Source organism: Pseudonocardia alaniniphila, assembly GCF_022524485.1.
GTDB lineage: Bacteria > Actinomycetota > Actinomycetes > Mycobacteriales > Pseudonocardiaceae > Pseudonocardia > Pseudonocardia alaniniphila.
The window spans coordinates 92,760-106,322 of the sequence record NZ_JAKXMK010000037.1 but is presented as its reverse complement, the minus strand read 5'-3'; the positions used below and the strand labels follow the sequence as shown (position 1 = coordinate 106,322).

Here is a 13,563-nt window from a genome sequence, read left to right as displayed (position 1 = left end):
CATCAATCCGGGAGATTCTGTGACACATCCGATCGCATGGGATCAGGTGATCCGAGCCGACGTGTTGCGCGCGATACAGGAGTACAACGCACTGGGACCGGTGCGCTTCTTCTCCGAACATGGTTTCGCCCCGGCCACGACGTACGAATTGATCTGGGACGACCGCAGCTACCCGCCGAAAGCGATCCTCGGCACCGCTTACGAGTTCGCGACGGGCAAGCGCCTCGCCTCCGGGGACTTCGAGGGCGGGAAGGTCGGTGCCGTCAAGGTGCTCGGGAAGCTGGGATTCACCGTCCAGCACGTTCGACGTCCAGCAGATCGAAGGTGAGCCATGGCGCACAAGGCCACTCCCCTGATGCGAGTGCGATCCGGAGACCACTCATGACGCCGCCAACACGAGGCTTCCTCGGCAGGCGGCCAACCGACGTCGACCCGGCCCGGATCCCGCCCGGGCAACACGTCACCGCAGGATTCCCGGTGCTCTCGGCGGGCCCGACACCGCACACGCCGCTGGACACGTGGACGTTCACCATCCGTGGCGCCGTGTCCCGGCCGGTGTCCTGGACGTGGGACGAGCTGTGCGCGCTGCCGAGCCGAACCGTCACAAGAGACATCCACTGCGTGACCAAGTGGTCGAAGCTCGACACGACGTGGACGGGAGTCTCGCTGGACACGGTGCTCGCCGCAGTGACCACGCGCGCACGTCACGCGCTGGCGTTCTGCGACGGCGGCTACACGACGAACCTCCCGATCGCGGACCTGACCGGCGGCAAGGCGTGGATCGCCTACAGCTTCGACAGCGCGCCGCTCGACCCGCAGCACGGCGGGCCGGCGCGGCTGCTGGTCCCGCATCTGTACTTCTGGAAGAGCGCCAAGTGGGTGCGCGGTCTCGAGCTGCTCGATGACGACGTGCCCGGCTTCTGGGAGCGCTACGGCTACCACAACTACGGAGACCCATGGAGAGAAGAGCGCTACTCCGGCGACTGACCTGGCAGACGGGCACCGTGGTCGAGCTCGTGACCGAGAACGCCCACACCCGGACCATCGCGCTGGACGTCCCCGGCTGGGTCGGACACCACGCGGGTCAGCACGTCGACGTGCGGCTGACCGCCGAGGACGGCTACCAGGCACAGCGCAGCTACTCGATCGCCTCCGCACCGGAGGAGGCACGTGTCGACCTCACCGTCGAACGGCTGCCCGACGGCGAAGTCTCGCCCTACCTCGTCGACGAACTGCGCAAGGGTGACGCTCTGGAGCTGCGCGGACCGATCGGCGGCTACTTCGTATGGCGGGAGCCGCTCGGTGGGCCGCTGCTGCTGATCGCAGGCGGGTCCGGGATCGTTCCGATACAGGCGATGCTGCGCCATCACCGGGCGATCTACAGCACGGTACCGATCCGGCTGGTGTATTCCGCCCGCAACCCCGGCGAATTCATCTATCGCAGTGAACTCATGATGTTCGCGGCCTCCGACGAGATCGACGTCAACCTCACGTTCACTCGCGAACAACCACCGGGATGGAACGGCTACGGCCGGCGGATCGACAGGGCGATGCTGATGGAAGCCGGCTGGAGCCCGGACGAGCGTCCGCTGGTCTACATCTGCGGGCCCACGGCATTCGTCGAGACTGCATCCGAGCTGTTGGTCGCCATCGGGCACGAACCGGGGCGCATTCGCACCGAACGCTTCGGCGGGACCGGACAGAGCTCATGAGCGCATATGACGGCAACGCGATCGCCGGCCTGATGCACACCGCGTTCGGACAGGACATGACCGCCGCATCGGGCACGTGCGCCGGCTGCGGCATACCCAGTTGGCTCGGGCAGGCGCCGGTGTACCGCGGAGCCGGGGTCCTCCTACGCTGCCCACACTGTGATGCCGTGATGCTGGTGATCATCGAGAACGGCGACGTACTGGCCGTCGACGTCCACGGGCTGGCGGAGCTCAGGCACACGACCACGTAGCACCGCGCGGCGTATCTCCGTCGGGGCTGTCGGCGGTGGTGTCGAGCACGAGATGCAGTTCGTTGCGCGAGGTGATGGCCAACTTCACGAAGACCTTGTGGAGGTGGTACTCCACCGTGCGGCGACTGACGAACAGGCGAGCACCGATCTCGGGATTGGTGAGCCCGTCGCGTGCCAAGCACGCGATCAGGGATTCCTGGGGAGTGAGGAGGCGGGAGTCCATGCTCGCCTTCTCACCGGTGGCCGCGAGCTCGCCGCGGGCGCGGCCGGCGAAGCCCTCGGCGCCGATGGTGGCGAACAGCTCCCGGGCTGCTCGCAACGGCTTGCGGGCGTCGGCGCGCCTGTTCCGGCTGCGCAGCCACTCGCCGTAGAGCAGCTGGACACGGCCGAGATGAAGTCGAACATCGGTCCGGGAGAGCCGGGTGATCGCTTCCTCGTACAGCGGCTCGGCGTCCGGTGCGTCAGCGAGCAGAGCTCGCGACGCCGCTCGGATCCCGGCTCCCCAGTCGGTGGCTGCCGCGGCGGTCCTGTCGGTGAGCCGCCCGAGGGCGTGGGCCGCGACGTCGGCTCGCCCGCATCGCACGGCCGCTTCGATCAGCTCCACCAGCACCCAACCGGACAGACCGAGCTGGTCGGACTCGGCAACGTCCTGCGCCGCGGCCAGGGCCTGCTCGTAGTCGCCAACGCTGTTGTACAGGACCGTCTCGGCGAGGCGCGTTCCCGTCAGCGCGAGGCCGTCGCCGCGACGCCGGGCGTCATGACGGGCCTCCGGTAGTCGATCGACGAGGATGCTGTGCCGGCCCTGCCAGGCGGCCAGCAGCAGGGACGGGTAAGCCAACGGCGCCGCGCCCGCGGCCACGGCACGCATGTCGGCCTCGGCGAGGGCGGCTCGAACGTTGTCGAACCGCCCCCGGTACAGATCGACGAGGGCCTGCTGCGCAAGCACGTGGGCAGGGGTCGACAGGTCGGTCTGGGCAGCAGCGTCGTGGTGCGCCTGTCGAGAGGAGAGCGATATCCATGCCCGCTCGTCCCACAGATCGGCGGCCACGCAGCCTGCGAGCCACGACCAGTCGCCGGTCACGGAGCCGTGGGTTCCGCCGCTGAACGCGGTGACCGCCCTGCGGAGAGGGACGACGGCGGCGGACCGTCCGTCGAGCACCCTCGTCGCCAGGGCGCCCACGAGCAGGTCGATCGCATCGGCTGAACCGGCAGCCGTGGCGGAGCGGGCGGCCAGCGCCACGTCACGGAGACTCGGCATGTCGGTGAGGTGACCGGAGACCATCGCGGCCGCCAGCACCTCGAGATACGCCGCCCCCGCCAGCGCCGGCAAGTGCCCCTCGACGCGCCGCGCAGCGTCGAGCAGCGGCCTCAGCGCGGTGTTGTCGCGGTGCACAGCGAACGCGATCCGGGCGCGCTGCAGCGCGGCCCAAGCTCGCCGCGCTTCGTCGAGGGGCCCGATCTCTGCGATCGTGAGCAGCCGCCGCGCGGCATCCTGGCCACCGGCGGCGTGTTGAGCAGCGGCGGCAGTCAGCGCGCGCCGCGCCCGGCACGCCGGGTCGGCGGTCAACAGCGTCGCTCTCTCCAGAAATGCGGCGAGTGCCGCGATGCCGCCTCGGGCCTGCGCGGTCGGGGCATACCGCTCCAGGCGGTCGGCGAGCCGATCGTCCGGCCCGCTCGTGGACAGGGCCAGATGCCACGCCCGGCGGTCGCCGTCCGCCTCGCCGTCGGTGGCGTCGGCCAGCGCCCGGTGGATCGCGCGGAGCTCGGCCGGCGCCGCGGCCGCGTAGACATCCGCGCGCAGCCGTGCGCACCCGAACACGATTCGCGGCCCGAAAACCAGCAGCCGCTGGGCCTCGAGCGCCTCGGCGGCGTCGGGTCCGATGCCGAGCGCTGCGGCCACACGCCACACGACGGTCGGGTCACCGGTGGGATCGGCCGCGGCCGCCAGCAGCAGACGCCGTGCCTCGCCGGGGAGGTGCCGCGCGCGCTGGACACAGTCGTGATCGACATCGGAGTGCCCGGGCCGCGGGGGAATCGTGTACCCGCCGGCCAGCTCGACCGCGCTGACACCGTCGAACGCCTCGATCAACTCTCGCGCATTGCCCCCCGTCTCGATCAGGACCCGCACGGTGACCGCGGCGTCGATCTTCCCCGGCGCAGCCGCGGCCAGTAGCGCTCGCGCATCCGCCAACGGCAACGTCTCGAGGTGCATCTCGGGCAGACCCTCGAGCTCGGTCCGGCTCCGGCCGTGGTCCGCGAACAAGATCACGAGGGCGCCACGCTCGACGCGCCGGGCCACGAACGCCAGGGTCAGCAGCGAGGCATGGTCGAGCCAGTGTGTGTCGTCGACGATGCAGCACACCGGCTGGGCCTCGGCGGCGTTGGTGAGCAGGTTCAACGTGGCGAGGCTGACGAGAAAGTGGTCCGGCGGCCCACCGGTCGTGAGCCCGACCGCAGTGGCGAGCGCCGCGCGCTGGCAGGGGGCCAGCACGTCCAGGTCGTCCAACAGCGGGGCGCACAACAGGTGCAACCCGGCGTATGGCAGCTCACGCTCTGCGGCAATACCGCGTAGCCGCATTATCCGGAAACCGTCAGCACGTCGGGCGGCATAATCCAGCATGGCGGTCTTTCCCGTGCCGCTGTCACCGACCACCCGCAAGGCAGCAGCGCGCCCGGTCGCCGCGTCCCGCAGAAGCTGTTCCAGACGCGCGCACTCGACCGTTCGCCCGGACAGCCACGACGAGTCGCCATCGGTGCCCGGCCGACGGTCACAGTTGCTCGGCGAAGTTGCCATGCCCGTACCGTGCCGCGGTAGAAGGCCATCGCCGCCAGCGTTCGGCACGGGTCCGCGGGAGCCGCGGTCCACCCGGGTCGATTGATGCCCAATCGTCGGAAAAGTCCCGTAGCTCCCGACATGACCGATGGACGACCATGCGTCGGTGCGATGGGCGAACCGCCGCGCGGCCGACGATCATTTCTCGATTCGTAAGAGGCTCCGTTCCCTCGAGCGTGGAACGCTCAATGGCAACAGGAATGGAGGGTGCGCTCCAATGCATGAGTCCACCCGGGCCTACCGGCGCGCGACGGGGGAACGAGCAGTCATGGGCGTCATCGCCGGGCTGGTCGCCGGTGGTGTCGTCGGGGCCGTGATGGCATCACAGCACATGCCCACCGGGTGGTGGGGAGGGGTTGCCTGGGCCGGCTACGCGGTCTACGCCGCCGCCGTCGGGGCAGTGCTCGCAGCGGCCGTCGGTGGCAGTCGTTTCCGAGCGCCGGTGGCCGTGACGGCATGCGGCGGCGTGCTCGTCGGGTGTGTGGGCTGGCTGTTGTATTCACTCACGCTCGTACCCCTCGTCGACGGACGGACGCCGACCTGGTCAGCCGCGGCGACCGCCGCGAGCTACCCGCAGCTCGTCGCCGATCTGCTACACGGCGGTCTCACGGGCGCCCTGGTGGTGGTGCTCCTCTCGGCGCGAGCCCGGCACGGCGGGAGGATGTCGGATGCGCCGCAGCGCAAGCTGACACGGATCGTGATCGTCGGTGGTGGCTTCGGCGGAGTCAGTGCCGGGCGAGCGTTCGAGCGGCTCGCCGTGCGGGGTGCACCGGTCGACGTGACGCTCGTCAGCGACTCCAACTACCTGTTGTTCACGCCGATGCTCGCCGAGGTCGCCTCCGGCGCGTTGGAGGCGAGGCACATCAGCGCGCCGGTGCGGGCCTCCGTTGCCCACACACGGTTCCGGCACGCCCGGGTCGAGCAGGTGGACACGGTCGCCCGCTGCGTTCACCTTGCCGAGGACGTGGACCCGATCCCGTACGACCATTTGCTGCTCGCCGTCGGCACCGTGCCCCACACGTTCGGGCTGCCGGGGATCGAGGAGCACGCGTGGACCCTCAAGAACCTGTCCGACGCGACGAGGTTGCGTGACCACGTGATCGCGCTTCTGGAGCGGAGCGAGCAGGAGCGCGATGCCGGCGAGCGGCGACGAATCCTCACGTTCGTCGTGGCCGGCGCGGGGTTCGCCGGCACGGAGACCATCGCCGAGCTCTACGACCTGGTGTACGGGGTGATCCAGTTCTACCCCGCGATCGGGATGGAGGACGCCCGATTCGTGCTCGTGCACCCCGGCGAGCGGGTCCTGCCCGAGTTCGGGTCCGAACTCGGCACGTACGCGCTGGAACGGCTGAAGGCCAGGGGAATCGAGTTCTACCCGGGTACGCGGGTGGCCGAGGCGACCGAAGACAGCGTGCGGCTGATGGACGGCGAGTGGATCCCGACGATGACGTTCGTCTGGACGGCGGGCAACCGGCCGGCCCCCCTCGTTGCGGATCTGCCCATCGCGGGAGGTCGACCACTGCCCACGGATCCGCAGATGCGAGTGGCGGGCCTCGACCGGGTGTGGGCGGTCGGCGACTGCGCGCGGATCCCGGACCCCGCCGCGGACGGCCGGCACTACCCGCCGACCGCCCAGCACGCGATCCGCCAGGGCAAAGTGGTCGCCGACAACATCGTGGCGACGATCGCCGGCAGGCAGCCGAAGGCCTTCGAGTTTCGCACCATCGGTGTGCTGGTGGCGTTGGGGCACCGCACGGCAGCGGGTGAGGTGCGCGGGTTCCGGTTCTCCGGGCTGACCGCGTGGTTCCTGTGGCGGGGCGTCTACCTCGCGAAGCTGCCCGGCGCCGAGAAGCGGATCCGGGTGCTGTTCGACTGGCTGCTCGACCTGGCCTTCCCGCGTGACATCGTGCTCACCGAACCGTCCAGGTCGGCCGGCGCCGTGAAGAGCCGGCGATGACGATCACCGCCGGTGCCAAGCAGGTCTCGCATACCCGGGCCGTGATCTCGGGCGGCGTCGCCGGTGTCGCCGGTGGTCTGATCTTCGGCGCATCCATGGCGGAGTTCGGAGCGCTGCCCACGATCGCCTCGATCGTGCACACCGACTCCGCGGTGGCGGGCTTCGTCGTGCACATGCTGTTCGCAGTGGTCATCGGAGCCGCGTTCGGGCTGCTCGTCGTCCGGCTCCGGATCCGCGTGCGGGAGATGCTGTTCTGGGGAATGGTCTACGGCACGATCTGGTGGTTCCTCGGAGCCCAGACGCTGCTGCCACTACTGCGGGGAATGCCCGTGGACTGGAGCGTCGGCGCGGCGGCCGCCCTGCTCCCGAGTCTGGTCGGCCACCTCTTCTACGGCGCGACGGTGGCCGCAGTCTTCGTCCTCATGCAGCGCGAAGGCGGCGTGACATGGCAGGCACCCTCGGCCGGCGCGGTGGGGCGGGGCGCCCTCGCAGGTGCGGCATCCGCCGCGGTGTGGGGCCAGGTGCCGGGTTCTCGGGACGGCTTCCCGCTGTGGCTGATCATCGGGCTCGCCGTCGGCGCCTGCTACCCGCTGATCTTCTCGGACCTTCCGGAGCGAACCGGGCCTGCGCTGACCCGCGGCACCGTCTACGGCTTCGGCGCCTGGGTGGTCGTGGACCTGACGCTGGAACCACTGGTCCGCGGCGCCGGCCTCGCCTGGTCCCGCACGGACGCGGCGTCCCTGGCAGGGCACCTGCCCGCCTACCTGCTCCTCGGTGCCGGCACCGCGGCCGGGTACACGTGGCTGGGTCAATGGATGCGCGGCCTGTTCCTCGACGACGTACGCAAGATCGAGGTCGAGCCGCCCGGTGCACGCGGCCCCCGGGCGACGGCCTACGGCGCGCTGGCCGGGTTGGTCGGAGGCGCGCTGTTCACCGTGGTGCTGACTCTCGTGGGCGCACTGCCGAGGGTGGCGAGGATCGTCGGTGCACACTCGTCCTCGGTCGGGCTCGTCGTCCATTTCGTCGTCGCAGCGGTGATCGGCGTGTCCTACGCAGTGCTGTTCCGTCGGCTGAGCTTCGACATCCTGTCCGGCGTCGGATGGGGCGTGTCATACGGCTTCTTCTGGTGGGTACTGGGCGACCTCACCCTCCTACCGCTGCTGAGCGGTGGGGCGCTGCATTGGGACGCAGGCGACCTGGCAACGGAGTTTCCGTCCCTCGTCGGGCATCTCGCGTACGGGGCCGCCCTGGGGGCCGTGTACTACCTGCTGGAGGCTGGGATCAACCCGTGGTGGCTGACCCGCAGCGACATCGAGGCGGCCCGCGTGGCGGCGCGCCGCGAGCAGGTGCTCGGCGGCGCGCCCGCCATGTGGGTGCTCATCGTCATGATCGCGCTCACCCTGCCGGTCCTGCTCGACGGTACGTTGCCGGCACCGTAATCGATTGGACCCGGTCACCCCACTCACCACACCGACCGGGGAAACCAGCCCGTCAGCTCTCCGTAACACTTTCAGGGACGGCGACAGAAATTATCCGCGTGCAGGCCCCGTTGGACAGTTCGAGTCGATCACCAATCACCCTGAAAGGAACCGATTCCATCATGGCTACCACGCTTTCGATCACGCCCATCGATCAGCGGATCAGCGTCATCGGATCCACAATCCTCCGCTACGGACTCGCCGTGGTGATCGCGTGGATCGGCGCCCTGAAATACACCAGCAACGAGGCAACGGCAATCATGCCACTCATCGCTCATAGCCCGTACCAGAGCTGGCTCTACGACATCCTCGACACCCAGACGCTCTCCGGAGCGCTCGGGACCGTCGAGATCGTGGCCGCGGTGCTGATCGCACTGCGCCCCTGGCTTCCTCGGGCTTCCGCGGTCGGCAGCGCCGTGGCGGTTCTGCTGTTCCTCGCCACCCTGAGCTTCCTGTTCAGCACCCCAGGGATCGATGCGCCGGCGCTGTCCATGACCGGTCAATTCCTCATCAAGGACCTGGTTCTGCTCGGCGCTTCCGTGTGGACCCTCGGCGAGGCCATCATGGCCGCGCGACACCGCACCGCCTGATCACGACGAGCCGTCGCACTTCTCTCGGAACTCCGAAATGACAAGTCAACGCCCGATCAGGCGGTTGCAGGACCGGGGCTGGTGAGATTCGAGAGCCAAGGCGACGACGTAGACGCCGCAGGTGATGTCGATTTCCGGGCAAGTCCGTTGCCGCGTTCGGCGCCGAAGTTGTACAGCAACGCCGTCACGGGCGGCACGTCCGAGGTAGCCGCCCGACAGATCCTCGTCGCGGCTCCGGCGAAGGTGCCGGGCCGGGTCGAGGACCCCTCGGCCTCGGCCCGGCGGGAAAGCGCCGCGGCCACTGGCAGCATCGCCGCTGGCGCGGCGGCGGCGCGGCCGGGAACAACGACGTGCGAACGCACCTATCCGCCGGCTATGTCGGCAACAGGGTAAAGGATGGGGGGAAGGCCACTGGGCCCTCCGACTACACCCTGAGGAAGCCCTCGCCAGACGGGCGCCTGATGGTCACGAGCGAAAGCGTTGACCCATGTATGGCGACGTGCCAGCATTCTGGAGGTGAATCCACATTCGAACAGTACAAATATTCCCACTGTCGTTCTGGTCCACGGGGCGTGGGCCGATGGGTCGAGCTGGAGTCGAGTTATTCATGATCTTCAGCAATCCGGAGTCGCGGTCACCGCAGCACCCATCCCGTTGACCTCGCTCGACGACGACGTGAACGCGGTTACGCGAGCCATCGACCGAACCGAAGGACCCGTCGTCCTTGCCGACCACGCCTACGCGGGCGGTGTCATCGGCGCAACGAGTCACCCGCGCGTTCAGGCACTGGTCTACGTCGCCGCCTTGGCTCCCGACGAGGGCGAAACCGTCGCCGACGTCTTCTACCGCGACCCCTCGCATCCGCAGGCACCAGAGCTCAAACCCGACGGCGACGGCTGGATCTGGCTTCCCACCAGCGCCTTTGCGGCGGCATTCGCACAGCATGCAACTGCCGAAGAACATGCCGTGCTGGCCGCGGTCCAGCGCCCCATCGCCGTCGCGTGCATCCAGGAGCCGGTTCCAAGACCCCGGTGGAAAGACGTGCCCACATGGTTCCTCATCGCCGATGACGACCGAATGATCAACCCCGACACCCAGAGGTTCATGGCCGAACGCAGTAACGCCAGCACCCGTATCCACAAGGTCGACCACGCACCACTGATCACCCGGCCGGACGTCGTCACCGAGATCCTCTCCGAGGCTGCCCAGAGCCTCGGGCACTGACGCGCCACCCGCAACGATCGTCCACAACCACGGCGCGAAGCAGCAGGCCCGACAGCCCCCTCGCCAACTACCGCCGAGCTCGATGAAAGACGATGCCGAGACCATGGCTCGCAAGGACCCCGACCTTCACCAGCGTTTCATCGCCGGCGTCGAGACGGACCGAATCCGCGGCTGCTGGGAGGCTTCCGAGGACGCCGGCAAGACATGGCGCAAGGACTTCGACCTCACCTTCGAGCGGACCTGAGCCAGCAAGGTGCGTGCCCCCGGGCCGCAACGACGGCAACCGCGACATCGGCCTACAGCTGCAACGCGTCGGCAACCGACTCCCGCACCGCGAAACCACACCCGAAGCCTCGCCGACAACCTGCCGCTGCCCGGCATTGCCACCGCGGCGACGCGCCAAGTCGGCGAAACCGGAGACCGAGCCGCCGCCGACCCGCCCGCCTCCCGGCCGACGTTGACGTCAGCCGCTGTACGACGGGGCGCGAGCCTCCACGGAGCGTCCCGCCGATCACGTCCTGGATGGCGACCCCATCCGCACGATGGTCGATATCGTGGAAGACCTGCCGGTCAGGGTCAGGGTGCGCGACCCCGGTCGACCTGAACGGCCTGCGCCGCTCGTCGCGTCGGACAGTCATCCCCGAAGGGCCAACCGTCCACGTCCGGCCGGCCGAGCCGCGGCGCCGCACCGAGGACGAGCCGCGCGTCCTCCGTGCAGTCGTACTCACAGACAAGAGTCCGTGTCGAAGCCCGCACGTCAACCTGCATGGCCCAGAAGTAACGAGGCCGGTACTCTCCGCATAACGCGAGGGGGCGCCTGCTATGAGGCTGAGAAGGTCGGCGCGGGCAACCGTTGCCGGACTGTTCTTGCTGGCTTGCATCGTGCTATTCGGAGTCGTCGCTTGCGGCGCTGCACCTTCATATCCGGCAGACCCCGATGCACGGCCGAGGTCGGATAGTCACGCACTGAGTGAATTCGTTGAGCAGTGCCAACAGAATGTCGACAGCTGGCAGAGAGGCCAGGCGCTCTATCCCGAGAAACTCAGTGTCGAGCTGGACGAATCTGTCAGCTATATCGCTGGAATTGATGTCAGCGGCGGATCTCAGCTTCGCGAGCGCCTCCCCGACGACGTGTCGTATTCCGACGTCCCGCTGGAGGTGCGATGCGGCCTCGGCGCACGGCTCGTGAGCACCACCAGCGCTGCAGAAGTCGACAAGAGCGACTGGCTGTTGCAGGAGTTCGATGAGACAGGCAAGCTTCAGTGGGCGTGGACGGTCACTGGGAAGAAGCCCGGCGACCACACCCTGAGGCTCGAGCTCCGGCCTGCAGTCGCGGTTGTTGGTGGCGGCTATGTCCTACCGGCAGGCGATTCACCCGCGTCCCAGGTAGTCATGCTCGAAACAGACCTCCAGGTCACCTCGACGTTCCTGCAGAACGTCTACCTGTGGTGGGACACCAACTGGGACAAGATCGCTCTGATCGCGGCGGGACTTGGGGGCGCGGTGCTTGCGGTGCGACGTTTCCTGAAGAACTTGCGCGATGGGTCCGAGGACACCTCCGCGCAGGACGGTTGAGACGCACATCTCGGTTCGCCTCAACTCATCGAAGTGAGCGGCGATCATCTCCGCGGTCACGCGGTCTGCGGCGAGCCGGCCTCGTCCAGTATTCGGGTTTGCCGGCGCCGGGTGAGGATCTGATAGCACAGGCATATCACCAGGAGCCCGAGCAGCACGGCGGACGCTCCGTACGTGCCGATGCCGAGGCCGCCCTGGTCCTGCGCTTTGCTCAGGGTGTTGCCGGCGTTGGCGCCGAGCGGGCGGGTGAGCACGTAGGCGACCCAGAAGATCAGGGTGCCGGAGATCGGCGTGAGGTAGTGGGCGCCGAGCAGTACCAGCAGCGCAGCGCTGATGATGACCGTGCTGGTGATGTACCCGGCACCAAGGCCGCTGTTGTCGTGGGCCAGGTAGTCGCCGGTCGAGGTGCCGAGGGTGTTGGAGATGAGGGTGGCGATCCAGTAGAGCGACTCATCCTTGCGGGACTCGATTCGCTCAACCTGCATCGTGTCGCCGACGAACCGCCACACCACCAGCACCACGACCAGGGCGGCGATCAGGATGAGCGCACCTGTGCCGTAACCGAGTCCGAGGGTGTCGTTGATGTAGTCGGAGATCTCGGTGCCGACCAGGCTGGTGGCCAGAATCACCGCCCAGAACAGGACCGGGTGGAAGGTGCGCACCCGCAGCTGGAGTGCCAGCACGATCACGAGGAAGCCGACGAAGATGCCGATGCCGGCCAGGTAGCCCAGGTCGAGGGTCTGTCCGATGACGTCGCCGCCGGTCTCACCGAGCGTGGTGGCCAGGATCTTCATCACCCAGAACAGGGCGGTGATGAGCGGCAGTTTCGCCACGAACGACTCCGGTTGACACACGTTGATACCCACGTATTACTCCCATGCTCACCCGTTCTCATTTTTTCGCCCACACGGAACATGACGGCACGGCGTGTTCACTCACCACGTCAGCGGGTCGGACAAGCGGTGGCCGAAGGAACTCGCCTCGCAAATGACGTCCGGAATCAGTGCGGGCCTGACCCGACTGCGATATCGAAGCTAGTGGCCCGACGTTAGGAGCGGGCAAGGCAACGGTATCGGCAGGCTAGATCCAGCACAATTACCCACCCGGCGGCCTGCGCCAGAAGTCACGACTATCGGCCCGGCCAAACGCGGGTAAGCACTGGGCAAGCAATTCGGTCGAGTTGCCGAGACGCCCGGTCCTGCGATTGCCGTGGTTAGGCTCGCTGTATGGCACGACTGCTTGTGGTGGAGGACGACGAGATGATCGGCCGGGCACTCCAGAGGAGCCTGACCGCGCACGCCCATGAGGTCAGCTTGATGCCGACCGGGAAAGGGGCGCTGCGCGAAGCCGGGCGGAGCAGCTTCGATCTCGTCCTGCTCGACCTGGGCCTACCGGACCTGGACGGCCTCGCGGTCTGCAGGGAACTGCGCACCGCGCAGGCCGACACCGTCATCGTCATGCTGACCGCGCGTGATGAGGAGATGGACGTGATCATCGGCCTCGAAGCCGGTGCCGACGACTACCTGACCAAACCCGTGCGGCTCGCCGAACTGCACGCCCGTATCCGCGCGCACCTGCGCCGCGGGGAGTCGATCGCGCACGCCGAAGTCAGCGGCCCGACCCGGCTGGGTGATCTCGTCGTCGACGCCGCCGGGCGCCGCGTCACCCTCGCCGGTCGCGACCTGCCGCTGCGCGCCAAGGAATTCGAGCTGCTCGCCAGGCTCACGGCCCAGCCGGGTGTCGCGGTGAGTCGGGACACGCTGATGTCCGACGTCTGGGACGAACATTGGGTGGGCTCCACCAAGACGCTCGACGTGCACATGGCGGCGCTGCGCCGCCACCTGTCCACTGCGCCCGAGGCCGCGAACGTCCCGATGATCGTGACGCTGCGCGGACACGGGTACCGGCTCGACGCGCCGCCCACGTCCTGATCCGGGAACGGC

The 13,563-nt window shown here is 68.4% G+C and carries 13 protein-coding genes; 11 read left to right on the top strand and 2 right to left on the bottom strand.

Going from position 1 to position 13,563, the window contains the following annotated elements; genetic code table 11:
- Window positions 1–19 precede the first annotated feature (19 nt).
- The 4 genes from MMF94_RS34890 to MMF94_RS34875 are packed head-to-tail and all read left to right on the top strand — an operon-like array spanning window position 20 to window position 1,963.
- On the top strand, window positions 20–328 hold the full coding sequence (locus MMF94_RS34890) for a ScoMcrA-related endonuclease (RefSeq protein ID WP_241041723.1): 309 nt from the start codon (window positions 20–22) through the stop codon (window positions 326–328).
- A 53-nt stretch (window positions 329–381) separates the two neighbouring features.
- On the top strand, window positions 382–987 hold the full coding sequence (locus tag MMF94_RS34885) for a sulfite oxidase-like oxidoreductase (protein WP_241041722.1): 606 nt from the start codon (window positions 382–384) through the stop codon (window positions 985–987).
- Complete coding sequence (locus MMF94_RS34880) at window positions 957–1,712, top strand: ferredoxin reductase (RefSeq protein WP_241041721.1); 756 nt, start codon at window positions 957–959, stop codon at window positions 1,710–1,712. Before MMF94_RS34885 ends, MMF94_RS34880 begins: the two co-directional genes overlap by 31 nt.
- Complete coding sequence (locus MMF94_RS34875) at window positions 1,709–1,963, top strand: DUF6510 family protein (protein WP_241041720.1); 255 nt, start codon at window positions 1,709–1,711, stop codon at window positions 1,961–1,963. Before MMF94_RS34880 ends, MMF94_RS34875 begins: the two co-directional genes overlap by 4 nt.
- Here the strand turns inward: MMF94_RS34875 and MMF94_RS34870 are convergent.
- Complete coding sequence (locus MMF94_RS34870) at window positions 1,944–4,757, bottom strand: helix-turn-helix transcriptional regulator (protein WP_241041719.1); 2,814 nt, start codon at window positions 4,755–4,757, stop codon at window positions 1,944–1,946. The genes MMF94_RS34875 and MMF94_RS34870 overlap by 20 nt on opposite strands.
- 256 nt (window positions 4,758–5,013) lie before the next feature.
- Between MMF94_RS34870 and MMF94_RS34865 the strand changes: the two genes are divergently transcribed.
- The 6 genes from MMF94_RS34865 to MMF94_RS34840 all read left to right on the top strand — a co-directional run bounded on the left by MMF94_RS34865 (window position 5,014) and on the right by MMF94_RS34840 (window position 11,620).
- Window positions 5,014–6,753: an NAD(P)/FAD-dependent oxidoreductase gene (locus tag MMF94_RS34865; RefSeq protein WP_241041718.1), complete on the top strand. Its 1,740-nt coding sequence runs from the start codon at window positions 5,014–5,016 to the stop codon at window positions 6,751–6,753.
- Window positions 6,750–8,192, top strand: coding sequence for a hypothetical protein (locus MMF94_RS34860; protein WP_241041717.1), 1,443 nt, complete (start codon window positions 6,750–6,752; stop codon window positions 8,190–8,192). The genes MMF94_RS34865 and MMF94_RS34860 overlap by 4 nt, the downstream gene beginning before the upstream one ends.
- A gap of 98 nt (window positions 8,193–8,290) precedes the next feature.
- Complete coding sequence (locus MMF94_RS34855) at window positions 8,291–8,821, top strand: YkgB family protein (protein WP_241041716.1); 531 nt, start codon at window positions 8,291–8,293, stop codon at window positions 8,819–8,821.
- 516 nt (window positions 8,822–9,337) lie between these two features.
- On the top strand, window positions 9,338–10,045 hold the full coding sequence (locus MMF94_RS34850) for an alpha/beta fold hydrolase (protein ID WP_241041715.1): 708 nt from the start codon (window positions 9,338–9,340) through the stop codon (window positions 10,043–10,045).
- Between the two features lie 82 nt (window positions 10,046–10,127).
- Window positions 10,128–10,289, top strand: a complete 162-nt coding sequence (locus tag MMF94_RS34845) for a hypothetical protein (RefSeq protein ID WP_241041714.1) — start codon at window positions 10,128–10,130, stop codon at window positions 10,287–10,289.
- Between the two features lie 638 nt (window positions 10,290–10,927).
- A complete protein-coding gene (locus tag MMF94_RS34840; protein ID WP_241041713.1) occupies window positions 10,928–11,620 on the top strand; it encodes a hypothetical protein in 693 nt (230 codons plus the stop codon).
- Between the two features lie 56 nt (window positions 11,621–11,676).
- Here the strand turns inward: MMF94_RS34840 and MMF94_RS34835 are convergent, their stop codons facing one another.
- Window positions 11,677–12,453, bottom strand: a complete 777-nt coding sequence (locus MMF94_RS34835) for a COG4705 family protein (RefSeq protein ID WP_241041712.1) — start codon at window positions 12,451–12,453, stop codon at window positions 11,677–11,679.
- 393 nt (window positions 12,454–12,846) lie between these two features.
- Between MMF94_RS34835 and MMF94_RS34830 the strand changes: the two genes are divergently transcribed.
- Window positions 12,847–13,551 carry a response regulator transcription factor gene (locus MMF94_RS34830; protein WP_241041711.1) on the top strand — a complete coding sequence of 235 codons (705 nt, stop codon included), beginning with the start codon at window positions 12,847–12,849 and terminating at the stop codon, window positions 13,549–13,551.
- The last annotated feature ends 12 nt before the right edge of the window (window positions 13,552–13,563 follow it).

Coding starts and splice junctions, on each gene's coding strand:
- MMF94_RS34885 (WP_241041722.1), top strand. CDS start 382: ATGACGCCGCCAACACGAGGCTTCCTCGGCAGGCGGCCAACCGACGTC.
- MMF94_RS34880 (WP_241041721.1), top strand. CDS start 957: ATGGAGAGAAGAGCGCTACTCCGGCGACTGACCTGGCAGACGGGCACC.
- MMF94_RS34875 (WP_241041720.1), top strand. CDS start 1,709: ATGAGCGCATATGACGGCAACGCGATCGCCGGCCTGATGCACACCGCG.
- MMF94_RS34870 (WP_241041719.1), bottom strand. CDS start 4,757: ATGGCAACTTCGCCGAGCAACTGTGACCGTCGGCCGGGCACCGATGGC.
- MMF94_RS34865 (WP_241041718.1), top strand. CDS start 5,014: ATGCATGAGTCCACCCGGGCCTACCGGCGCGCGACGGGGGAACGAGCA.
- MMF94_RS34860 (WP_241041717.1), top strand. CDS start 6,750: ATGACGATCACCGCCGGTGCCAAGCAGGTCTCGCATACCCGGGCCGTG.
- MMF94_RS34845 (WP_241041714.1), top strand. CDS start 10,128: ATGAAAGACGATGCCGAGACCATGGCTCGCAAGGACCCCGACCTTCAC.
- MMF94_RS34830 (WP_241041711.1), top strand. CDS start 12,847: ATGGCACGACTGCTTGTGGTGGAGGACGACGAGATGATCGGCCGGGCA.